Annotated in this window: 15 protein-coding genes; 5 read left to right on the top strand and 10 right to left on the bottom strand. The window is 68.2% G+C overall.

Annotation, left to right across the window (positions count from 1 at the left end; genetic code table 11):
- The first annotated feature begins 11 nt into the window (after positions 1-11).
- The 5 genes from ACW179_RS16050 to cobA are packed head-to-tail and all read left to right on the top strand — an operon-like array spanning position 12 to position 7,097.
- Positions 12-797 carry an ABC transporter ATP-binding protein gene (locus ACW179_RS16050; protein WP_492060464.1) on the top strand — a complete coding sequence of 262 codons (786 nt, stop codon included), beginning with the start codon at positions 12-14 and terminating at the stop codon, positions 795-797.
- Between the two features lie 2 nt (positions 798-799).
- Positions 800-3,286: a nitrite reductase large subunit NirB gene (gene nirB, locus ACW179_RS16045; protein ID WP_492060463.1), complete on the top strand. Its 2,487-nt coding sequence runs from the start codon at positions 800-802 to the stop codon at positions 3,284-3,286.
- A complete protein-coding gene (gene nirD, locus ACW179_RS16040; RefSeq protein WP_492060462.1) occupies positions 3,283-3,636 on the top strand; it encodes a nitrite reductase small subunit NirD in 354 nt (117 codons plus the stop codon). The genes nirB and nirD overlap by 4 nt, the downstream gene beginning before the upstream one ends.
- Positions 3,637-3,640: 4 nt before the next feature.
- A complete protein-coding gene (locus ACW179_RS16035) occupies positions 3,641-6,331 on the top strand; it encodes a nitrate reductase (RefSeq protein ID WP_492060461.1) in 2,691 nt (896 codons plus the stop codon).
- A complete protein-coding gene (gene cobA, locus ACW179_RS16030) occupies positions 6,321-7,097 on the top strand; it encodes a uroporphyrinogen-III C-methyltransferase (protein WP_492060460.1) in 777 nt (258 codons plus the stop codon). The genes ACW179_RS16035 and cobA overlap by 11 nt, the downstream gene beginning before the upstream one ends.
- 98 nt (positions 7,098-7,195) lie before the next feature.
- Here the strand turns inward: cobA and ACW179_RS16025 are convergent, their stop codons facing one another.
- The 10 genes from ACW179_RS16025 to ACW179_RS15980 all read right to left on the bottom strand — a co-directional run bounded on the left by ACW179_RS16025 (position 7,196) and on the right by ACW179_RS15980 (position 22,849).
- Complete coding sequence (locus ACW179_RS16025) at positions 7,196-8,434, bottom strand: acetyl-CoA C-acetyltransferase (RefSeq protein ID WP_492060459.1); 1,239 nt, start codon at positions 8,432-8,434, stop codon at positions 7,196-7,198.
- 113 nt (positions 8,435-8,547) lie between these two features.
- Positions 8,548-9,747 carry a 3-oxoadipyl-CoA thiolase gene (gene pcaF, locus ACW179_RS16020; protein ID WP_492060458.1) on the bottom strand — a complete coding sequence of 400 codons (1,200 nt, stop codon included), beginning with the start codon at positions 9,745-9,747 and terminating at the stop codon, positions 8,548-8,550.
- On the bottom strand, positions 9,744-9,923 hold the full coding sequence (locus tag ACW179_RS16015) for a hypothetical protein (protein WP_492060457.1): 180 nt from the start codon (positions 9,921-9,923) through the stop codon (positions 9,744-9,746). The genes pcaF and ACW179_RS16015 overlap by 4 nt, the downstream gene beginning before the upstream one ends.
- Positions 9,920-13,045 (bottom strand): efflux RND transporter permease subunit, encoded by a 3,126-nt coding sequence (locus tag ACW179_RS16010; protein WP_492060456.1) that lies wholly within the window; start codon positions 13,043-13,045, stop codon positions 9,920-9,922. The genes ACW179_RS16015 and ACW179_RS16010 overlap by 4 nt, the downstream gene beginning before the upstream one ends.
- 9 nt (positions 13,046-13,054) lie before the next feature.
- Complete coding sequence (locus ACW179_RS16005; RefSeq protein ID WP_492060455.1) at positions 13,055-14,308, bottom strand: efflux RND transporter periplasmic adaptor subunit; 1,254 nt, start codon at positions 14,306-14,308, stop codon at positions 13,055-13,057.
- Positions 14,305-15,594, bottom strand: a complete 1,290-nt coding sequence (locus ACW179_RS16000) for a TolC family protein (RefSeq protein WP_492060454.1) — start codon at positions 15,592-15,594, stop codon at positions 14,305-14,307. The genes ACW179_RS16005 and ACW179_RS16000 overlap by 4 nt, the downstream gene beginning before the upstream one ends.
- A gap of 67 nt (positions 15,595-15,661) precedes the next feature.
- The gene (locus tag ACW179_RS15995; protein ID WP_492060453.1) at positions 15,662-16,030 is read right to left on the bottom strand and encodes a hypothetical protein; all 369 of its coding nucleotides are present in this window, start codon (positions 16,028-16,030) and stop codon (positions 15,662-15,664) included.
- A gap of 105 nt (positions 16,031-16,135) precedes the next feature.
- Positions 16,136-17,035: a transglutaminase family protein gene (locus ACW179_RS15990; RefSeq protein WP_492060452.1), complete on the bottom strand. Its 900-nt coding sequence runs from the start codon at positions 17,033-17,035 to the stop codon at positions 16,136-16,138.
- Positions 17,032-19,560 (bottom strand): circularly permuted type 2 ATP-grasp protein, encoded by a 2,529-nt coding sequence (locus tag ACW179_RS15985; protein ID WP_492060451.1) that lies wholly within the window; start codon positions 19,558-19,560, stop codon positions 17,032-17,034. Before ACW179_RS15985 ends, ACW179_RS15990 begins: the two co-directional genes overlap by 4 nt.
- Positions 19,553-22,849: a transglutaminase family protein gene (locus tag ACW179_RS15980; protein ID WP_492060450.1), complete on the bottom strand. Its 3,297-nt coding sequence runs from the start codon at positions 22,847-22,849 to the stop codon at positions 19,553-19,555. Before ACW179_RS15980 ends, ACW179_RS15985 begins: the two co-directional genes overlap by 8 nt.
- Positions 22,850-22,936 lie beyond the last annotated feature (87 nt).

Below are 22,936 nucleotides of genomic sequence, written 5' to 3'. Positions count from 1 at the left end.
GGAACACGACCATGGGCAAGGCCTATCTTTCCATCGAAGGCGTCGGCGTCACTTTCCAGAAGGGCTCGGCCCGCTCGGAAGTGCTGCGCGACATCAATCTGCAGGTTGATCAGGGCGAATTCGTCTCGATCATCGGCCATTCGGGCTGCGGAAAATCCACTCTGCTCAACGTCGTCGCGGGGCTGATCCCCGTGACGACAGGGGCGGTGATCCTGGACCGTGAGGCGGTCGAGGCCCCGGGACCAGAGCGGGCCGTGGTGTTTCAGAACCACTCGCTGCTGCCCTGGCTGTCGGTGCGGGAAAACGTCAGCCTGGCCGTCGACAAGGTGTTCCGGGGGGTGAAGTCCGCTGCCGAGCGCAAGGCGTGGACTGAGCACAATCTCGATCTGGTCAAGATGACCCACGCCATGGACAAGCGTCCGTCGGAAATCTCGGGGGGCATGAAGCAGCGGGTCGGCATCGCCCGCGCCCTGGCCATGCAGCCCAAGGTCCTGCTGCTGGACGAGCCGTTCGGCGCCCTGGACGCCCTGACCCGCGCCCACCTGCAGGACAGCGTCATGGAGATCCAGGCGACGCTGAATAACACCGTGCTGATGATAACGCACGATGTCGATGAGGCGGTCTTGCTGTCGGATCGCATCGTGATGATGACCAATGGTCCGCGCGCCACCATAGGGCACATTTTGCAGCCGGATCTGGAGCGACCGCGCGACAGGCTGGGTCTCGCCGAAAGCCCGGCCTACATGCACGCGCGAGCCGCCGTGATCGAATTCCTCTATGCGCGCCGGGCGGCCTGATGATGAGCGCGCCAGTCCCCATCCCGGGCAAGGAAAGACTGGTCGTCATCGGCAACGGCATGGCCGGCTGCCGGGCGGTCGAGGAAGTTCTCAAGCGCGATCCGGATCGCTACGAGATCGCGATCTTCGGAACCGAGCCCCGCGTCAACTACAACCGCATCATGCTGTCGCCGGTGTTGGCGGGCGAGAAGTCGTTCGCCGAAATCGTGATCAATGACGAGGCCTGGTACCGCGACAACGGCATCGCCCTGCATGCGGGCCGCGCCGTCACCCGCATCGATCTGGAGGGCAGGACTGTCCAGGCCGAGGACGGTTTTGAGCTGGGCTACGACAAGCTGATCCTGGCGACGGGCTCTGATCCCTTCCGACTGCCCCTGCCGGGATCGGATCTGAAGGGCGTGGTGACCTTCCGCGATCTCGACGATGTCGAGGCTATGGTCGCCGCCTCGGCCAAGCCCGGCGCGCGCGCCGTGGTGATCGGCGGCGGCCTGCTGGGGCTGGAAGCCGCCTATGGCCTGGCTCGCCGGGGTATGGGTGCCACTGTCGTCCACCTGATGGACGTGCTGATGGAGCGCCAACTGGACGAAAGCGCCGGCTTCCTGCTGCGCGAGGCCCTGCTGGAGCGCGGCGTCGAGACCGTCCTGGGTGCCCACTCCGAAGAGATCGTCGGCGAAGACGGCCAGGTGGCCGGCCTGAAGCTGAAGGATGGTCGCGTCCTGCCTTGTGACCTGCTGGTCATGGCGGTTGGCATCCGCCCCAATTCCTCGCTGGCCCGCGCCGCCGGCCTGGCCGTCAACCGCGGTGTGGTGGTTGATGACGGCCTGGCCACATCGGACCCCGCCGTCTTCGCCGTGGGAGAATGCGTCGAGCACCGGGGTCAGTGCTATGGCCTGGTGGCCCCGATCTGGGAGATGTGCCGGGCCCTGGCCCAAAGCCTGACCGACGGCGAGGGCGGCTATGAGGGCTCGGTGCTTTCGACCCGCCTGAAGGTCTCAGGAGTTGATGTGTTCTCGGCCGGCAAGTTCGCCGGCGGCGAGGGCTGTGAGGACATCGTGTTCCGTGACGCCGGACGCGGCGTCTACAAGCGGGTCGTCATCGAGGACGGCAAGGTCGTCGGCAGCGTGCTGTTTGGCGACGCCGCCGACGGCGGCTGGTACTTCGACCTGATGCGGGCCGGGACGGATGTGGCGGAAATCCGTGACACTCTCATCTTCGGCCAGGCCATCACGGAGGGGCTGTCTGGCCTGGACCCTAATGCGGCCGTTGCGGCCATGCCCGATACGCAGGAAATCTGCGGCTGCAACGGTGTCTGCAAGGGTTCGATTGTTTCGGCCATCACGGGGCAAGGGCTGACCAGCCTCGACGACGTGCGGGCGGTGACCAAGGCCTCGGCCTCGTGCGGCTCGTGTACGCCGCTGGTCGAGCAGGTGCTGAAACTGACCCTGGGCGATGACTTCAAGGCCCAGACCGGTCCCAAGCCGATGTGCAAATGCACGCACCATGGCCATGACATCGTCCGCAAGACCCTTGTCGCCGAGGGGCTGAGGTCGATGCCGGCGGTGTTCCAGGCCCTGGAATGGACCACGCCCGACGGCTGCGCCTCGTGCCGGCCGGCCCTTAACTACTACCTGCTGTGCGCCTGGCCCGGTGCCTACAAGGACGACGCCCAGTCGCGCTACATCAACGAACGTGTTCACGCCAACATCCAGAAGGACGGCACCTATAGCGTCGTTCCGCGCATGTGGGGCGGCATGACCACGCCTGACGAACTGCGCGCCATCGCCGATGTCGCCGACAAGTTCTCCATCCCGGCGGTCAAGGTCACGGGCGGTCAGCGCATCGACCTGTTGGGTGTCAAGAAGGATGACCTGCCGGCCGTCTGGGCCGATCTCAACGCCGCCGGCATGGTCAGCGGCCACGCCTATGCCAAGGGCCTGCGCACGGTGAAGACCTGCGTGGGCACCGACTGGTGCCGGTTCGGAACCCAGGATTCCACGGGCCTGGGCATCAAGCTGGAAAAGGCGCTGTGGGGGTCATGGGCACCGGCCAAGGTCAAGCTGGCGGTCTCCGGCTGCCCGCGCAATTGCGCCGAGGCCACCTGCAAGGACATCGGCGTGATCTGCGTCGACAGCGGCTACGAGATTCATCTGGGCGGAGCCGCCGGTCTGCACATCCAGGGCACCCAGGTGATGACACACGTCGCGACCGAATCTGAAGCGATGGAAGTCATCGCCGCTGTCCTGCAGTTCTATCGTGAGGACGGCTGGTATCTGGAGCGGATCTACAAATGGATGGCCCGCATCGGCCTGGACGCCATCAAGGCGGCCGTGGTCGACGACGAGGCCAACCGCGTGGCGCTGCATTCGCGCTTCATGATCTCGCAGGAGACCGCCCAGATCGATCCGTGGGCGCAGCGGGCCACTGGCGGCGTCGAGGCCCAGGAGTTCAGGCCGATGGCGCAACTGCCGATGGGGATGGCTGCGCAATGACCGTTCACCCGCTGCATATCGAACACGCCTGGCACGATATCGGGGCCGTGGACGACATCCCCGAGCGCGGTGCCCGCCGCGTCTCCACCGCCCAGGGCGACGTGGCCGTGTTCCGCACCGGCGACGGCAAGGTCTTCGCGCTGATCGACCGCTGCCCGCACAAACACGGTCCGCTCAGCCAGGGTATCGTCCATGGCCATTCGGTGACCTGTCCGCTGCACGCCATGGTCATCGACCTGGCGTCGGGCGAACTGACCGGGGCCGATGCCGGCAAGGGCTGCGCGCCGACCGTTCCGGTCAGCATTCGCGACGGCCGGGTGCTGCTGGCGGCCCCGACGGCCGGAAGCTGATCGCATGGCCGACGGCTCGGGCGCGCTGACCATCAAGACCGCCTGTCCCTACTGCGGCGTCGGCTGCGGCGTCACCGCCGCCGTCGGCGCCCAGGGCGAGGGGCGGGCGGTGTCGGTCGTCGGCGATGCCCAGCACCCGGCCAATCTGGGCCGGCTTTGCTCCAAGGGCACGGCTTTGGGCGCAACCGTGGGGCTACAGGGCCGGCTGCTGGAACCGACCATCGGCGGTCGCGTCGCCAGTTGGACGGAGGCCACCGCCCTTGTGGCCAAGCGCTTTGCCGACACCATCGCCAGGCACGGGCCGGACAGCGTCGCCTTCTATGTTTCGGGCCAGCTTCTGACCGAGGACTATTACGTCGCCAACAAGCTGATGAAGGGCTTCATCGGTTCGGGCAATATCGACACCAACAGCCGCCTCTGCATGGCCTCGGCCGTCTCGGCTCACAAGCAGGCTTTCGGCGCGGATCTGGTGCCGGGCTGTTATGAGGATCTGGATCTCGCCGACCTGGTGGTGTTCAGCGGTCACAACGCCGCCTGGACCCACCCCGTCCTCTTTCGTCGCATGGAGGCGGCCAGGGCGCGCGGCCAGAAGCATGTGGTCATCGATCCGCGCCGCACCGACACCGCGCAGGGTGCTGACCTGCATCTGGCCATCGCGCCGCAGAGCGACGTGCGGCTGTGGAACGGACTGCTGGCCGACCTGATCCGCCGCCACGCCATCGACCGGGGCTATATGGCCCGGCATGTCAGCGGCTTTGATGCTGTCGAGGCGGCCCTGGCCGAGCTGGACCAATCGCCCGCCGCCGTAGCCGCTGACTGCGGCATCGCGCTCAAAGACCTGCTGGCCTTTTACGACCTGTTCGCGGCGAACCCCAGGACGGTCAGCCTGTTCTCGATGGGCGCCAACCAGTCGGCCCAGGGCGTGGCCAAGGGCCTGTCGATCCTCAATGTGCACCTGGCGACGGGCCGCATCGGCAAGCCGGGTGCCTGTCCGTTTTCGATCACCGGCCAGCCCAACGCCATGGGCGGACGCGAGACCGGTGGCATGGCCAACACCCTGGCCGGCCATATGGACTTCGAGCCCGCCGACAGAGATCGCGTGGCCCGCTTCTGGGGCGCGCCAGGCACGACCCGCAAGCCCGGCCTGAAGGCCGTCGACATGTTCGAGGCCGTGCACGACGGCCGCATCAAGGCGATCTGGGTGATGGCCACCAATCCGGCGGTTTCGATGCCGGACGCGAGCCGGGTGCGCGAGGCCCTGGCCAGGTGCCCCTTCGTGGTGGTGTCGGACTGCATCGCCGACACCGACACCACCGCCTTCGCCCACGTGAAGCTGCCGGCCCTGGCCTGGGGTGAGAAGGACGGCACGGTCACCAATTCCGAGCGCAGCATCACGCGCCAGCGGGCCCTGTTTCGCGCGCCGGGCCAGGCGCGCGCCGACTGGAAGATCATCGCCGATGTCGCCGTTGCCATGGGGTTCGACGGCTTTGGCTGGTCCAGCGCGGCCAGTGTGTTCCGCGAATGGGCCCGCCTGACGGCCTATGAGAACCAGAGCCGCCTGTTGAACCTGTCTGGCCTGACCCAGCTGGGCACAGACGGCTATGCGGACCTCAAGCCGGTGCAATGGCCGGTCAAGGCGGACGGAAAGGGCACGCCGCGCCTGTTCGTCGACGCCCGCTTCCAGACGCCTGACGGCCGCGCGCGCATGGTCCCGACCCGTCCCATGGGGCCGGCCGAAGCGGTCAGTGACGCCTATCCGCTATCGCTCAACACCGGCCGCATCCGTGACCAGTGGCACACCATGACCCGCACGGGCCTGGCCGCTGACCTGTGCCGCCACGCCTCCGAGCCCTTCGTCGAGATGCACCCGGCTGACGCAGAGGCCGCAGGCGTCAAGGACGGCGCCTTGACGCGTGTGCTGACCACGCGGGGCGAGGCCGTCGTCCTGGCCAAGGTCACCGATCGGCAGCGTCCCGGCGGCCTGTTCATGCCCATGCACTGGACCGACGCCTTTGCGCCGTCGGGGCGCTCCAATTCGCTGATTGCGCCCAATATCGATCCTGTCTCGGGCCAGCCGGAGTTCAAGCACACTCCTGCCCGCATCCGCGCCTATCGCGAGACCTGGAAAGGGTTCTTCCTGTCGCGCGCCATCCTTGCAGCGCCAGACGGCCAGGAGCTTGTCTGGCGCCGGATTCCGCAGGAGGCCTGCCAGCAGCACGAGTTCGCCGGGCGCGGCGATCAGGCCCAGCGCGAAGCGGTCCGCAAGGCCCTGTCCAGGGGGCTGGTCGGCGAACTCGTGGCTTATGAGGACGCCGGCTCCGGCTCGCGCCGCGAGGCCTGGGTGCGTGACGGCAAGCTGGTGGCGGTGCTGTTCATGACCGCCAGCGGTCGGCTGCCGCAGCGCGAGTGGCTGGCCGACCTGTTCGCCATGCCGGTGCTGAGCGCAGAGGCCCGCTCGGCCCTGCTGTTTGGCCGCCCGCCCGGCGCGCTGATCGACAAGGGGCCCACGGTCTGCGCCTGCCTGAAGGTGGGCACCAGGGCCGTTCAGGCCGCCATCACCGCCGGCGCCGGCGATCCTGACGCCGTGGGCACAGCGACCGGGGCCGGGACCAATTGCGGGTCCTGCCGGCCCGAAATCGCCCGGATGATCGCACAGAGCGCCAGACTCGCCAGGGAGACGGTCGATGCCGCATGAACCGAAAGCCGGCCATGTCCTGCTGGTGGGGGCGGGGCCCGGCCCCGTCGATCTGATGACCCTGCGCGCTGTTCGCGCGGTCGAGAGCGCCCAGGCCCTGCTGTACGACGCCCTGATCTCGGTCGAGGCCATCGCCCTGGCACCGCCTGGCTGCATCCGCATCGAAACCGGCAAGCGCTCTGGCCGGCCCAGCATGCAGCAGGACGCCATCAACCGGCTGACCCTGCGTCTGGCCCGCAAGGGCCTGCGGGTGGTGCGGCTCAAGAGCGGTGATCCGTCTGTTTTTGGCCGGGTGGGGGAAGAGGTGGACTATCTGGCCCTGCACGGAGTCTCGACCGAGGTCGTGCCCGGGGTCACGGCTGCCTGCGCCGCCGCCGCCCAGTTCAACTTTCCCCTGACCCATCGGGGCGCGGCGCGCCGCGTGGTCTTCACCACCGCCCGCCTGGAGGCCGGTGCCCTCTGCGGCGACTGGAGCGCGGCGGCTGATCCGCAGGCGACCCTGGCGGTCTATATGGGCTCTGAAGTGGTGGGCGAGCTTTGCGCGCACTCCATAGCCGCAGGCCGGTCGCCCGCGACCCCCGCCATTGCGATCGAGAAGGCCGGCGGCACCGACGCCCGCCTCTATCGCGGTACGCTGGAGACGCTTCCGGCCCGCCTGGCCGACAAGGGTGACGGGCCGGTGCTGATCGTGATCGGTGAGGTGGCCGGCCGCGCCACCGCCGTCGAGATCGACAGCGACGACGTGGCGCTGGTCCTTCGCGCCTAGAGCAAGGTGCGCGATGCAGGCATCACACGCCTTGCTCTAGCTTTTTGTTTGCGCATCGCTTTTACGGAAAACCGGCGGCCACTTTTCCGCGCGATGCTTTAGATCCGCTCGATGATGATCGCCGGGGCCATGCCGCCGGCGGCGCACATGGTGACGAGGCCTCGCTTGAGGTCGCGACGTTCCAGTTCATCCAGGATCGTGCCGATCAGGATCGAGCCAGTGGCCCCGATCGGATGACCCAGGGCCATGGCCCCGCCATTGACGTTGACCTTGTCGCGGTCGAGCTTGAGGTCGCGGATGAACTTCTCGGCCACCACAGCGAAGGCCTCGTTGATTTCCCACAGGTCGATGTCGTCCACGGTCAGCCCTGCCTTGGCCAGGACCTTGCGGGCGGCAGGAACAGGGGCGTTCAGCATCAGGGTCGGGCTGTCGCCGATATTGGCCATGGCCAGCACCCGGGCTCGCGGCTTCAGGCCATGGGCGGCGGCATAGGCCGGTGAAGCCAGCAGCACGCCGCCGGCACCGTCGACGACGCCCGACGAATTGCCCGCATGGTGGACGTGAGTGATGTTCAGGTCCGGATAGACCTGATGGATCAGGCCGCCCAGCGTCATGCCGCTTTCGTCGATGGGCACGCCGGCCATCATCTCGAACGAGGCCTTGAGCTGGGACAGGCTTTCCAGGGTGGTCTGCGGACGCGGGAATTCCTCGCGGGCCAGGGCCACCGTGCCGTCGTCATTCAGGACCGGAACCAGGGACCGGTCAAAGCGGCCTTCACGAATCGCCTGGTCGGCGCGCTGCTGGCTGGTCACGGCCAGTTCATCCAGCGCCTGGCGGGAAATGCCTTCAAGCGTGGCGATGGCGTCGGCGCAGACGCCCTGGTGGCTCTGCGGATGGCGGGCCCGCAGGCGCAGATTGCCGGAATCGAGCAGCCCCACCGAGGTGCGGTCGGCCGTGGCGGCGGTGTAGGACATCATCTCGGTCCCGCCGGCGATGACCACATCTTCCATGCCCGACATGATCGAGGCGGCGGCCAGGTTCACGGTGGTGATGCCCGAGCCACAGAAGCGGTCGAGGGTCATGCCGCTGGCGCGCACGTCATAGCCGGCGTCCAGGGCGGCCATGCGGCCCAGGTCGCCGCCCTGCTTGCCGCGCTGGGTGCTGGTGCCCCAGATGATGTCGTCGACATCGGCGGTGTTGAGGTTATTGCGCTCGGCCAAGGCCTTGAGCACCGTGGCGGCCAGATGCTGGGGGTGGAACTCGGCAAGGGCTCCCTTGCCGACCTTGCCGATGCCGCGCGGCGTGCGGCAGGCGTCGATGATAAGCGCTTCGGGCATGGGGCTTCCTTCCTGCTGGGGCTTCGTGTGACGAAGTCTGTTGACCCGATCAGACAGGCGGCGCCCTTGGGTCAGTCCAGCAGGAATTTCGCGCGCCCGAGCCCTCCTTCGGGCTAGACGCGTTCGAGCGCTAGCGCCGCGCCCTGGCCTACGCCGATGCACAGGGTGGCCAGGGCGCGTTTTCCGCCGGCGGCTTCCAGCTGGCGCAGGGCGGTCAGGGCGAGGCGGGCACCCGATGCGCCGAGGGGGTGACCCAGGGCGATGGCCCCGCCATTGGGGTTCACATGGGCGCCGTCGTCGGCCAGGCCCAGTTGGCGCAGAACCGCCAGGCCCTGGGCCGCGAAGGCCTCGTTCAGCTCGACCACGTCGAAATCGCCGATCGAGAGGCCGGTGCGGGCCATCAGGCGCTGGGTGGCGGGCACCGGGCCGATGCCCATGACACGGGGGGCTACGCCGGCCGTGGCATAGCCGAGGATGCGCGCGCGCGGGGTCAGGCCATGGCGCTGGACGGCCTCTTCCGAGGCGATCAGCAGGGCGGCCGCACCGTCATTGACGCCCGAGGCATTGCCGGCCGTCACCGTGCCGTCCGGTCGGACCACGGGTTTCAGCTTGGCCAGGGTCTCCAGCGTGGTCTCGCGCGGGTGCTCGTCGCGGTCGACGATGGTGGGGCCGGCCTTGCCGGGGATCTCGACCGGGGTGATCTCGCCGTCGAAGAAGCCGGCCTTGATGGCGGCGGCGGCGCGTTGCTGGCTGCGCAGGGCGAAGGCGTCCTGGTCGGCGCGGCTGACCTGGAAGTCGGCGGCGACGTTCTCGGCCGTCTCGGGCATGGAATCGACGCCGTAGGCCTTCTGCATGGCCGGATTGACGAAACGCCAGCCGATGGTGGTGTCCTCGATCTTGGCGGCGCGCGAGAAGGCGCTGTCAGCCTTGCCCATCACGAAGGGGGCGCGGCTCATGCTCTCGACCCCGCCGGCGACGACCAGATCGGCCTGGCCCGACAGCACCGCGCGGGCGGCATAGCCGAGGGCTTCCAGGCCCGAGGCGCACAGGCGGTTGACGGTGACGCCCGGCACGCTGTCGGGCAGCCCGGCCAGCAGGGCGGCCATGCGGGCGACATTGCGATTGTCCTCGCCGGCCTGGTTGGCGCAGCCCAGCACCACCTCGTCCACCGCGCTCCAGTCGAGGCCGGGATTGCGGGCCATCAGGGCCCTGATCGGGATGGCGGCCAGGTCGTCGGCCCGCACCTTGGCCAGGCCCCCGCCGTAGCGGCCGATGGGCGTGCGGATGCCGTCACAGATATAGGCGCTGGTCATGTGAAGGCTCCCGGATTGAAATCGGCGTCCGTCTTGGCGCGGATCGCGTCCAGAGTGACGCCCGGTGCCAGCCCGATCAAGGGCAGTCCGTCAGCCTCGCTGTCGAGGTCGAACAGGCAAGGGCCGGCGATCGCGGTGTCGATCCCGCTTTCGCCGGCCGCTTGCAGGCTTGTCATCCGGTTCTGACCCGCCTTGAGACCAGCGCGTAGAGCGCAGGCAGCACCAACAGCGTCAGGATCGTCGAGGAGACAATCCCGCCGATCACCACGGTGGCCAGCGGCCGCTGAACTTCCGAACCCGCGCCGACATTGAAGGCCATCGGCACGAAGCCCAGGCTGGCCACCAAGGCGGTCATCAGCACCGGCCGCAGCCGGGTGAGGGCGCCTTCGGTGATCGCCTGGTCCGCTGCCTGGCCCTGGTTGATCAGGCTACGGATGAAGCTGATCATCACCACCCCGTTCAGCACTGCCACGCCCGAGAGCGCGATGAAGCCGACCGCCGCCGAGATCGACAGCGGCAGGCCACGCATCAGCAGCGCGGCCACCCCGCCGGTCAGGGCCAGGGGGACGCCCGAGAACACCACGGCGGCGTCCTTCCACGAGCGGAACAGCGCAAACAGCAGGCCGAAGATCAGCAGCAGCACGGCGGGAACCACCAGTTGCAGCCGCCGTGCGGCCGAAGTCAGCTGTTCGAACGTGCCGCCATAGGTCACCCAGTAGCCACTCGGGATTTCCACCTCGGCCTCGACCGCTTTTCGGACGTCCGTCACGAACGAGCCCAGGTCGCGACCCCGCACATTGGCGGTGACCACGATCTTGCGCTTGCCGTCGCTGCGGCCGATCTGGTTGGGACCGATCACGGTTTCGATGCGGGCGATATCGGCCAGGGGCACAAACCCCCGGGGGCCATCGCCGGCGGGCAGGGGGACCTGCAACCGGCCGATCCCGTCGAGGTCGCCGCGCAGCGTCTCGGGCAGCCGCACGACGATGTCGAACCGCCGGTCGCCCTCGAAGATCTGGCCGGCGGTCGTCCCGCCGATGGCGGTGGCGACCACCGACTGCACGTCAGAGACATTCAGGCCAAAGCGGGCCAGGGCGTCGCGGTCGGGGGTGACTTGCAACACGGGCAGACCGGTGACCTGCTCGACCTTGACGTCCTGGGCACCCTCGATGCCGCTGACCACGCTCTCGATCGCCTGTCCGGCGGCCAGCAGGGTCTCCAGATCGTCGCCGTGCACGTTGATCGCCACGTCCGAGCGCACGCCTGAGATAAGCTCATTGAACCGCATCTGGATCGGCTGGGTGAACTCGTAATTGTTGCCCGGCACGGCCTCGACCGCCTCTTGCAGTTCAGCGACCAGCTGGGCCTTGGGCTTGCGCGGGTCAGGCCAGTCCTTGCGGTCCTTGAGCAGGATGAAGGTGTCGGCGACGCTGGGGGGCATGGGGTCGGTGGCCACCTCGGCGGTGCCGATCTTGCCCACAACCTTGTCGACCTCCGGGAACTGCTTGATCCGCGCTTCCAGCACCGCCTGCATCTTCACGGCCTGGGTCAGGCTGGTTCCGGGTATGCGCAGGGCGTGCAGGGCGATGTCGCCCTCGTCGAGACTGGGAATGAATTCCGAGCCCATGCGAGAAGCGGCAAGACCCGCCAGCAGCACCAGAACCACAGCGCCACCGACAAACGCGCTCTTGAACCGAAGCGCTGTCGCCAGGGCCGGTTCATAGGCCCGCCGGGCCAGGCCCATCACCCGGCTTTCCTTCTCCTCGACCTTGCCGGTGACAAACAGGGCCACGGCGGCGGGCACGAAGGTCAGGGACAGCAGCAGGGCCGCCGTCAGGGCGATGACGACGGTGATCGCCATGGGGTGGAACATCTTCCCCTCAACCCCGGTCAGGGCGAAGATCGGGATATAGACCAGCGTGATGATCAGCACGCCAAACAGCGACGGCTTGATCACCTCGCCGCTGGCCTCGGCCGCCAGGTCGAAACGTTCCTCGCGGGTCAGCAGCCGGCCGAGCTGGTGCTGGGCCATGCCGAAGCGGCGCAGGCAGTTCTCGACGATGATCACCGCGCCGTCGACGATCAGGCCAAAGTCCAGCGCCCCCAGGCTCATCAGATTGCCCGAGGTTCTGGTCTGCACCATGCCGGTGATCGTCATCAGCATGGCCAGCGGGATGACCGCCGCCGTGATCAGGGCCGCGCGGATATTGCCCAGCAGCAGGAACAGCACCACGATCACCAGCAGCGCGCCCTCGACCAGGTTCGTCTCGACTGTGGCGATGGTGCGATCCACCAGATCGGTGCGGTCATAGATCGGCTTGGCGGTGACGCCGGCGGGCAGGGCCTTGGCGGCCTCTTCTAGGCGGGCGGCGACGGCGCGAGACACGGTGCGGCTGTTTTCGCCGACCAGCATCATCACCGTGCCCAGGACCACCTCGTGACCGTTCTCGGTGGCGGCGCCGGTGCGCAGTTCCTCGCCCATCACGACATCAGCGACGTCGGCCACGCGGATCGGTGCGCCGCCACGGCGGGCGACGACCACGCGTTCCAGGTCTTCGATCCCGGTCGCCTGTCCCGGGGTGCGAACCAGATACTGTTCGCCATGCCGCTCGACATAGCCTGCGCCGATATTGGCGTTATTGGCCTCAAGCGCGGCCACTATTTCGTCCATCGTCACGCCATAGGCCGCCAGCCGCTGGGGCCAGGGCGTGACATGATACTGGCGCACAAAGCCGCCGATGGTGTTGACCTCGGTGACGCCGGGCGTGTTGCGGATCTGCGGACGGATCACCCAGTCCTGAAGGGTACGCAGGTCTTCGGGCGTATAGATGCCGCCGCCTGGCTTGCGCGCGCCGGGGCTGGCCTCGACCGTGTACATGAAGATCTCGCCGAGCCCCGTGGCGATGGGGCCAAGCTCGGGTTCGACCCCGTCGGGGAGCTGGCCTCGAACGCCTTGCAGGCGCTCATTGATCAACTGCCTGGCGAAGTAGATGTCGGTCCCGTCGCGAAACACTACGGTTACCTGGCTCAGGCCATAGCGCGAGATGGAGCGGGTATGGTCCAGACCGGGTAGGCCCGCGATGGCGGTTTCAATGGGGAAGGTGACACGCTGCTCGGCCTCCAGCGGCGAATAGCCCTTGGCCTCGGTGTTGATCTGAACCTGGACGTTGGTGATGTCGGGCGTGGCGTCGATTGGCAGGCGCTGAAAGCTCCAGAGTCCCAGCAGGGCCAGCAGGGCGACGGCCGCCATGACCGCCCAGCGATGGGCGATGGAGGTGCGGATGATACGGTTCAACATGACGCCCCCCTAGTGATCGTGGCTCGCGCCGGACTTTTCGATGTCCGCGCGGATCAGGAAGGCGCCGTCGGTGACATAGGTCGTTCCGGGCTCAAGTCCGCCCAGCACCTGCGTCCATTCGGCTGTTCGGGTGCCAAGCTCCAGCATCCGCACCTCATAGGTGTCGCCGACCCGGGCGAAGACGACGTCGAAATCGCGGAACCGCTGGATGGCTTTGGTTCGGACCGCGAGCGGCACCTGCCGTGATGCGACGGTGACAGCACCCTCGACGCCCAGGCCCGGCCGCCAGGCAGGCCCGGCCCCATCTGGCAGGTGAATGTGCGCCAGCTGGGTCTGGCTGGTGAAATCGGCTGATGGCAGAATCGACTCCACCGTGGCCAGGATGCGGTCGGTTCCCGACAGGCTGCGGACCTCCACCGTCTGACCAATGCGCACCCGTTCGGAATCGCGCGGATAGACGAACAGTTCGGCGTGAAGCTTGGTCGGGTCCGCGATCACGAAGATCGGCCGGTCATAGGCCACGTCTCCGACATTGCTGTTTTTCTCGATGATCTGGCCCGAGATCGGGGCCGGGATCGAATAGGTTTGGAGGCTGTCGGACGACTCGACGCGGGCCAGGATCTGGCCCTTGCGGACCATCTGCCCCAGTTCCCCGCGCAGGCTCATGATCCGGCCGGGATACCAGGCGCGAACCTCGCCCTTGCCCTCCGGCGTCACCTCGATGCGACCGTTGAGCAGCACGGTTTCGTCGATGGACACCGGGCCGGCGACCTCGACCCTGACGCCGCTGGCCTCAGCTGCTTTGGCAGACATCGTGGTGCGGCCTTCATACGAGGCGTAGCGCCATGCATGCGTCTTGCCACCCTCACGCGCGGTTACCGCCACGTCGAACGAATGGGGCTCGGTCACCACACCCGCGCCGCGCAGAAAGTCCTCCTGCGGGCTGAAGGCGAAGCGATCAACCTGGCCGCCGAGGCGGGTCAGGGCCACGTCCAGGTTCACCTGCCGGGGATCGATCGGCTTGTCCTTGCGATAGGCATAGACGCGGAACTCCGGCTCGACGCCGGTTTCATAGATCGTGACCTCCAGGCTGAAGTCGCCATCGCGCAGCAGGCGGCCGTTGTGGGGGCCGCGCTCGAACTCGGCCTCGGCTTGGCCATGCTCATCGGGCTTGGCGGCCTTCTCGCCACAGGCGGTCAGGCTCAGGGCGGTCGCGGCCAGCAGCATCGCCCACAGCGGGCGGCGGGTCAGGGTGGTGCTCATGGCTGGGTCTCCGTGCTGGCGAGCGTGGCGTGCGCGCCGGTCAGGCGATCCAGACTCGCCCCGTCTTGATGGAAGGCCTTGAGAATTTCGACGCGCCGGGACTTGGCCTCGATCAGGGCCCGCTGGGCGGCGATGACATCCAGATAGCTGAAGCCGCCGCGTCGAAAGCCGTCGCGAACCAGGGTTACGGCGCGCTCCGCGCTGGGCATCACGTCATCGTCCATGTGGCGTAGTTCAGCCGCAGCAGCGGCCCGACGCGCGATCAGAAGGGCGATTTCGCGCTCGCGCTCCAGGCGCAGGGCCTCCAGATCGGCCTCTATCGCCGTGCGCTCCGAGCGCGCCCTGTCGATGGCACCGCGATTGGTGTCGTAGCGGCCCAGAGGCAGTGTGCCGCCGACGACCAGCGCCATTGCGCCTTCGTCTTGCAGGTGCCGAACGCCAAGGGAGAGGCTGGGGTCCTGCACGGCCCGGGCCTGCTCGACGGCGATCCGCGCGGCGGCGATGTCACGCTCCACCGCCAGAAGCTGCAGATCCGGCAGGCTGGCCGAGAGGGCGGCGACCGGTGGTTGGCGGATGTCCTCGAAAAGCTCGCTTGGGGTCAGGAAGCTGGCCTCGCCGCGCCAGTAGGCCGCCAGGGCGGCGCGGGCGTTACGGGCGTTGGCCTTCGCTCGGTCCAGGCTGACGCGGGCCTGGGCCAGCTCGGCCTCGGCCCGGGCCCCGGCGAACAGCGGATCGCGGGCCCCGGCCACGCGGCGGCTTACCTCTTCTTGGGCGCGCTGCGCCACGCTTGCCTGATCCTCAGCCACCAGAACCTGGGCGTCCGCGGCCAGCACCTCGATGAAGGCCAGTTGCACGGCCCTGGCCAGGTCGAGACGACGCACCTGGGCGCGCGCGGCGGCCAGATCGATCTCACGCTGCGCCAGCAGGGTCCTGGCCTGGCGCTTGCCGCCTCGCTCATAGGTCTGATGGTAGGAGAGGGTTGTCTCCGTGCGGGCCAGGGCCGCGAAGCGACCGCTTCCGGTGAAGTTCTCGACCTCCAGGCCAAGGCTCGGGTTTGGCCGCGTATCGGCCTGGCGCATATTGGCTTTGGCGGCTTCCAGGCGAGCCCGGACGGCGGGCGCGGCCGGATCGGCCGTCAGGGCAAGGCGCAGGGCCTCATTGAGGGAAAGGCGAGGTGTCTGTGACAGGGCGGGCGTGGCCATCAGCAACGCAAAACTCAGAGCGAGCGCCTGCGCAGGCATGAGGCTTCGCCATGCGGGCGCGCGGCCCGGCGAAAACGGGGGCATGGGTAGTCTCCAGGGACGGGGATCAGCGCCGCAGGCAGGCGGCGCGGCTCAGACGGTCAGGTCTGGATCAGCCCTTGGGCGGTCGCTCGATGCCATAGCCGGCAAGCCCGGCATGACGCTGGCCGCGCGACGGGGCAATGCCGTCGCGCAGGGGCACCAGAAGTGCAAACCCAGCCATATCCAAGCCCAGGGTCACCGAGTGATGGTCTGTCTGGTGGTGATGATGCGGCTCGCCGGCGGGCTCCTCTGGCTCGTCACCGGAGCTGGCTTCGCAATGATGAGGATCGGCGTCGGCCGCGGTCTCGGCCGCATGGTGGCCTGCGTGGTCGCCTGCATCGAAGGCCAGGGCGACGCCATGGCCGACAAGCGCCAGCGTCATCGCCATGCACAGCACGGCGATCCACCTGCTTGACCGTCGAAACATCGCCAGGGCCATGGCTTGGTGATGCCTTATGCCGCCCCGTCAGGCAAGTCCGCTCGGTGCCGGCGCGACAAGGCTTTGAAACAGGTGTGCCGAACAGTGCACTGGTCGCACCCCGGTTCAACCCAGACGCAGAAGCGGCTCCTCCACGGGAACCACATCGACAGCCACATCGATGGTCTGGCCACCGGGGCCCAGGATCACGCCTCCGATCGGGGCCACGTCGGCATAGTCACGGCCCACCGCCAGGATGATGTGGTCGCCGGCCACGATCAGGGCGTTGGTGGGGTCAAAGCCGACCCAGCCCAGGGCCTCACCGCACCACAGATCGACCCACGCATGGGTGGCGTCAGCGCCTTCCAGTCGTGGCTTGCCGGGCGCTGGTATGGTCCGCAGATAGCCGCTGACATAGGCCGCCGGCAGGCCCAGCCCCCGCAGGCCGCTGATCATGATGTGCGCGAAGTCCTGGCAGACGCCGCGCCGGGCGTGGAACGCCTCGATGGCCGGGGTTGAGACCTCGGTGGATTCCGGATCGTAGGCGAACTCGGCGCGGATCCGGCAGGTCAGGTCGAACGCCGCCTCCAGCACGGGCCGGCCGGGCGTGAAGCAGCTGGCGGCATAGGCGGTAATGGCCGGTTGAAGCGCGGTCATGGGGGTGGGGTAGATAAAATGGGCGGGCGAGCTGATGTCCAGTCGCCGGGAGCCGAAAGCCTGGTCCCTCACATCATTCCAGGCGGGGCCGGTCAGGGGACGAGGCAGGAGCGGGCGGTCGATGGCCACGCGAGAGCGGGCCAGGATCTTCAGTTCGCGATGCGGCGTCTCGATGGTGGCGGTCAGCACCTGTTCGCCGAAGGCACCGATATGGGTCTCCTGACGCGACGGGACGGGCGTGATCGTCAACTGGCTTTGCGTCACCGTCTGGTCGGGTCCCCGCCGGGGGGCCAGGCGCAGCGAGCAGCGCGCGAAGCTGACAGGCTTGCCATAGTGATAGGTCGTAAGGTGGCGCAGGTCGTAGATCACGCCAGCCCGCCCAGCTTCTTGGTCGGGGTGGCGTTGGAGCCTTGCAGGAAGTATCGGTCGGAAATGGCGTTCGACAGACCCATCAGCATCTGTTCGAAGGCCAGCACCTCTGGCACGCCTAGCCTTGCGGCGTCCTCGGTTTCGACCTGACTGGACAGCCGGATCAGCAGACGCGAGGGCTCCTCGGGCATGCCGTCTTCCTGCAGGGTTGGCAGGGCGGCCAGGTGGGACTTGAGGGTCTCGACCTGGAAAGCCACAGAGCGCGGGTTGAACGGGTCCAGAATGGTCAGGTCCCGCACGGGCGTCAGGGCAATGCCTTCCAGATAGCGCGAGCGATAGGTGATCTGGCTGTCGACCAGGTCCAGCAGCAGGTCGAGATCGTCGAGGGTGGCGTCCGGCCCGGCCAACTGGCGCATGATCCGGCAGGTGTTGACGCCTCGCTCGATGCGCCGGCCCATATCCAGAAAGCGCCAGCCGGCGACGCGGTTCATGTTCTCCTGGGTCAGGCCCGACAGGGTGGCCAGGGTCTGCAGGGCCGCCTCGGCGCGGGCCAGGCTTTCGGCCTCGGTCAGCACGTCGTTACGCTTGTTCTTCAGCCGGCTTTCCAGGTTCAGCAGCAGCTTCCAGAAGTCTTCCGACAGCCGTTCGCGCATGCTGGAGGCGGCGCGGCGCGCCGAGCGGATCAGGCTGATCACCGAGCCATAGGCGTCTTCATCATGCAGGGCGGCGCAGGCGGCGTCGGCGACCTTGCGGCTCCCCGCCTCCTTGTCGACGGCGCCCCAGTCGACCAGCAGGCCCTGAAGCTTGGTCAGGGTCTCGCCGCTGCCGTGAACGGCGGCGTCAGAGTCCATCAGGCTGGTCGACAGGCTGCGGACCAGGCGCAGGGTGGCCTCGGCCCGCTCCAGATAGCGGCCCAGCCAGAACAGGTTGTCTGCAGCGCGGCTGGGCAGGTGGCCCATGATCCGCCGCACCTTCACATTGTCACGGTGGGCCAGCAGGGACACGCTTTCAACCGGCTGCTCCGACAGCACCCAGACGTCCGTCGCCTGGGCGCCTTCGCCCATCGAGATGGCGCGGGCGTCGCGCTGGTCGGAAACCCGACAGAAGCCGCCGGGCATGATCTTCCAGCCGTCAGGGGTGGCCGCCGCATAGACGCGCAGCACGAAGGGGCTGGGGTGCAGGCCGCCGTCGCGCCAGGCCGGCGTGGTCGACAGGCGCACCACTTCCTGGCCGACAAAGTCCACCGGCCGTTCACGCATGGCGGCGCGCAGCGAGGTCTGCTCGTCCGGTGTCAGGTCGGACATCATGCGCGGGCCGCGCGCCAGGGCCGGATGGCCCGGACCGGCGAAAGCCTTGGCGATGGCCAGGGTGTCGATGTGCTGTTCCACCTGCCGGCGTTCGGCGGGCTGGCCGCACCACCAGGTGGCGACATTGGGCAGTTTCAGCGGCTCGCCCAGCAGGTGGTTGCTCAGCGCCGGCAGGAAGCTGAGCAGGGCGCGGGATTCGATAAGGCCCGAGCCGGGCATGTTGGACACCACCACGCCGCCGGCCCGGATGGCCTCGAACAGGCCGGGCACGCCCAGGCGCGAGGCGCTGTTCATCTCCAGCGGATCGATAAAGTCGGCGTCCACCCGTCGCCAGATGACGTCGGCGCGCTTCAGGCCCGCAATGGTCCGGACATAGGCCTGGCCGTCGCGCACGACCAGATCGTCGCCCTCGACCAGCAGCAGGCCCAGATAGCGGGCCAGGTGGGCCTGTTCGAAATAGGTTTCGCTGAACGGGCCAGGGGTCAGCAGGCAGATCCGGGGATCGCTGCGATGGGCCGCATTGGCCAGGCTGGCGCGGAAGTCGCTGAAGAACGGCGCCAGCCGCTGGACATTCATGGCGTTGTAAAGGTTGGGAAAGGCGCGCGAGAGCACCATGCGGTTCTCAAGCGCGTAACCTTCGCCGGACGGGGCCTGGGCCCGATCATCCAGCACCCACCAGCGGCCGTCCGGGCCGCGTCCAAGGTCGGCGGCATAGAGGTGCATGTGTCGCCCGCCCGTCGGGGCGACGCCGCGCATGGGCCTTACGAAGTCGGTGCTGCCGGTGATCGCGGCGGCGGGCAGACGACCTTCCTCGACCAGCTTGCCCTCGCCATAGACGTCGCCCAGCACCGCCTCCAGCAGGGTGGCCCGTTGCTCGACGCCGGCGGCGATCTTGGCCCATTCGTCCTCGCCGAGGATCAGCGGCAGGGGGCTGAGCGGCCAGGTGCGTTCGGTGTCGTCGCCATAGATGCGGTGGGAGACGCCCGAGTCGCGGATGTGACGGGTTGCCAGGGCAAAGCGGTCCTCGAACTCGCCCGGCGGAAAGGCGGCCAGGGCGCCCAGGAACTTGCGCCAGGCGTCGGGCGTCGAGCCGTCGGGCCGCACCAGTTCGTCGGGTGCCCCGACCAGCGGGCGATAGCCGTCGAGCCAGCCCTTCAGACGAGCCTGGGCACCGTCGTCGAGGAAGGGCTGAACACGAAGGGCGGATCTATCAGGCAACGGGTGTTCTCAGGTCCAGGGTCAGCGGAAACTCTCCGCTGCGGGTTTCAGTTGGGATCGTGATGGCTCCGGGTGTGTGGCCGTGTTCCTGGAATCGGGCAAGCCGGCGCGCCTGGGCCTCGTACGAGTTGACCGGGAAGGTATCGTAGTTGCGACCGCCCGGATGCGCGACGTGATAAATGCACCCACCCAGCGAGCGCCCATTCCAGCGGTCTACGATGTCGAAGGTCAGGGGCGCATCGACCGGCAGGGTCGGATGCAGGCCGCTGGCCGGCTGCCAGGCCTTGTAGCGGACCCCGGCCACGGCCTCGCCGGAAACCCCGGTCGAGGTCATGGGCAGGGGGCGGCCGTTGCAGGTGATGACATGGCGCTCGGGCGTGAACCCTGTCGCCAGGATCTGCAGCCGCTCCACCGAGGCATCAACGAACCGCACCGTGCCGCCGCCGGCATTTTCCTCGGCCATGACGTGCCAGGGCTCAAGGGCATGGCGTAGTTCGAGGGCGACGCCGCCGTGCTCGACCCGGCCATGGGCCGGAAAGCGGAATTCGCGCTGGGCTTCGAACCAGACCGGGTTGAAGTCGTAGCCGGCGGCCCGCAGGTCATCCAGCACGCCCAAAAAGTCGGTCCAGACGAAGTGGGGCAGCATGAACTTGTCATGCAGGGCCGTGCCCCAGCGGGCCAGGCCGCCGGTCTGGGGCTCGCGCCACAGCCAGGCGATCAGGGCGCGGATCAGCAGTTGCTGGGCCAGGCTCATCTTGGCTTCCGGCGGCATCTCGAAGCCCCGGAACTCCAGCAGACCCAGGCGCCCGGCCGGGCCGTCGGGCGAATAGAGCTTGTCGATGCAGATCTCGGTGCGGTGGGTGTTGCCCCCCACATCGGCCAGCAGGTTGCGGAACAGGCGGTCGACCAGCCAGGGCGCGGGGGCTTCGCCTTCGCCCGGCTTGGGCACGGCGGCCAGGGCGATTTCCAGCTCATAGAGGCCGTCATGACGCGCTTCGTCGATGCGCGGCGCCTGGCTGGTGGGGCCGACGAACAGGCCCGAGAACAGGTAGGACAGCGAAGGATGGCGCTGCCAGTAGAGCAGCAGGCTCTTCAGCAGGTCCGGCCGGCGCAGGAACGGCGAGTCCGGCGCCTGGGCCCCGCCGACCACCACGTGGTTGCCGCCGCCGGTGCCGGTGTGGCGCCCGTCGATCATGAACTTGTCGGCGCCCAGGCGGGTCTTGCGCGCCTCCTCATAGACGCCGGTGGTGATGTCCACGGTCTCGCGCCAGCTCTTGGCCGGCTGGACATTGACCTCGATCACGCCGGGGTCGGGGGTGACCTTGATGACGTTCACGCGCGGATCGTCGGGCGGGGCATAGCCCTCGATCCGAACGGTCTGGCCGCTGGCGGCACCGACCGCTTCGATCTCGGCCACCAGCTCCAGATAGTCCTCCAGCGTCTCGACCGGAGGCATGAACACATAGAGCAGGCCATCGCGCGGCTCGAAGCTGATGGCGGTGCGGACATAGCCGGCCTTGGCCTTGGTGCGTGCGGCGCTGGCCGGGCCCTTGACGGTCTCGCCGCCGGGCTTGCGCAGGGCATCATGCGACGGCAGGGCCTCGCGCGGCTCGAAGGGATCGCGCGGGGTGAGATAGGGGTAGTCGTCGTCCGAAAGCACCGGCAGCTGGTTCAGCGGCAGGCGGAAGCCGACCGGCGAGTCGCCCGGCGCAAGGAACATCCGGCCCCGCCGCAGCGTCCAGGCCTCGGTCAGCCAGCCGCTTTCCTCGCCCGCGCGCCAGCGCCGGATCGGCAGGACGTAGCCCCTGGGCCGGGTCAGGCCGTGGTCGAGCACCTTAAGCAGGCGGGCGCGCTCGTCGGCCTCATCCAGCTCAAGGCCTTCTGCGTCGAAATTGTCGGGCAGGGCGCCTTCCTTGCCGATCCAGCAAAGCGGGTCCTCGAAGGCGGTGATCACGCAGCCGGGGTCCAGCCCCAGCGTCTCGGCAAAGCGGCGTGCGAAGCGGGCCGCTTCCGGATTGCCCGCCTTGGGCCCATCGGCCGAGGGCTCGCGCGCCAGGGCGTCGATGTCGCGCCAGACCGGCTGGTCATCTTCGCGCCAATAGAGGGCGAAGGCCCAGCGGGGCAGGGGCTCGCCGGGATACCACTTGCCCTGGCCGTGGTGCAGAAGTCCGCCAGACGCGAAGCGCGTGCGCAGACGCCGGATCAGATCATCGGCCAGGCCCCGCTTGGTGGGCCCTACGGCGGCGGTGTTCCACTCGGACGACTGGAAGTCGTCGATCGAGCAGAAGGTCGGCTCGCCGCCCATGGTCAGGCGCACGTCCTGCTCGACCAGATCGCGGTCCACCGCTTCGCCCAGGGCGTCCAGGGCCTGCCACTTGTCGTCCTCGAACGGCTTGGTGATTCGAACCGGCTCGATCAGGCGCGTGACCGACATCTCGAAGCCGAATTCCACATTTGCGGCGCTGACCACGCCGGTGATCGGCGCGGCCGAGCGATGGTGAGGCGTGGCGGCCAGCGGAATGTGCCCCTCGCCGCACAGCAGGCCCGAGGTGGCGTCCAGCCCGATCCAGCCGGCGCCGGGCAGATAGACCTCGGCCCAGGCGTGAAGGTCGCAGAAGTCGACATCGGTGCCGGTGGGACCGTCCAGGGCGGTGATGTCGTGCTTGAGCTGGATCAGGTAGCCGGACACGAAGCGTGCGGCCAGGCCCAGCTTGCGCAGGATCTGCACCAGCAGCCAGGCGCTGTCGCGGCACGAGCCGGATGCCAGGGACAGGGTCTGTTCCGGCGTCTGCACGCCCGGGTCCATGCGGACCAGATAGCTGATTTCGCGCTGCAGGCGGGCGTTGATGTCGACCAGGAAGTTGATGGTGCTGGGCGCGGTGGGCGGCAAGGTGGCGACATAGGCGTCCAGCGCGGCGCTGTCGTCCTCGACCACCAGATAGGGCGCCAGCTCGCCGGCCAGTTCGGTCGGATAGGCGAAGGGCAGGCCTTCGGCATAGGGCTCGACGAAGAAGTCGAACGGATTGATCACCGACATCTCGGCGGTCAGGTTCACCTCGACGCAGAACTCGGTGACCTTTTCTGGAAACACAAGCCGCGCCAACCAGTTGCCGAATGGATCCTGCTGCCAGTTGATGAAGTGCTGGGCCGGCGTGATCTTGAGGGCATAGCTGGGAATGCGGGTTCTGGCGTGCGGCGCAGGGCGCAGGCGCACGACCTGAGGGCCCAGCTCGACCGGCCGGTCATAGGTGTAACGGGTTACGTGGTGCAGGGCGGCGGTGATCGACAAGACATTCTCCGTGCCGTCCAGGGCGGCGTCGCATCAAGGGGCCTGTCCATGCAGCGAGACCGCCACGGTCTTGGCCAGACCCAGTAG

The sequence above is a fragment of the Caulobacter sp. AVps18 genome, assembly GCF_058681425.1.
This window is presented reverse-complemented; position numbering and strand designations above follow the sequence as displayed.

Bases quoted from the DNA above. Each gene is read 5' to 3' on its own strand.
- ACW179_RS16015 (WP_492060457.1), bottom strand. From the start codon at position 9,923: ATGACAAGCCTGCAAGCGGCCGGCGAAAGCGGGATCGACACCGCGATC.
- ACW179_RS15995 (WP_492060453.1), bottom strand. From the start codon at position 16,030: ATGGCCCTGGCGATGTTTCGACGGTCAAGCAGGTGGATCGCCGTGCTG.
- cobA (WP_492060460.1), top strand. From the start codon at position 6,321: ATGCCGCATGAACCGAAAGCCGGCCATGTCCTGCTGGTGGGGGCGGGG.
- ACW179_RS16005 (WP_492060455.1), bottom strand. From the start codon at position 14,308: ATGAGCACCACCCTGACCCGCCGCCCGCTGTGGGCGATGCTGCTGGCC.
- ACW179_RS16050 (WP_492060464.1), top strand. From the start codon at position 12: ATGGGCAAGGCCTATCTTTCCATCGAAGGCGTCGGCGTCACTTTCCAG.
- ACW179_RS16010 (WP_492060456.1), bottom strand. From the start codon at position 13,045: ATGTTGAACCGTATCATCCGCACCTCCATCGCCCATCGCTGGGCGGTC.
- nirB (WP_492060463.1), top strand. From the start codon at position 800: ATGAGCGCGCCAGTCCCCATCCCGGGCAAGGAAAGACTGGTCGTCATC.
- ACW179_RS16035 (WP_492060461.1), top strand. From the start codon at position 3,641: ATGGCCGACGGCTCGGGCGCGCTGACCATCAAGACCGCCTGTCCCTAC.
- nirD (WP_492060462.1), top strand. From the start codon at position 3,283: ATGACCGTTCACCCGCTGCATATCGAACACGCCTGGCACGATATCGGG.
- pcaF (WP_492060458.1), bottom strand. From the start codon at position 9,747: ATGACCAGCGCCTATATCTGTGACGGCATCCGCACGCCCATCGGCCGC.
- ACW179_RS16025 (WP_492060459.1), bottom strand. From the start codon at position 8,434: ATGCCCGAAGCGCTTATCATCGACGCCTGCCGCACGCCGCGCGGCATC.
- ACW179_RS16000 (WP_492060454.1), bottom strand. From the start codon at position 15,594: ATGCCCCCGTTTTCGCCGGGCCGCGCGCCCGCATGGCGAAGCCTCATG.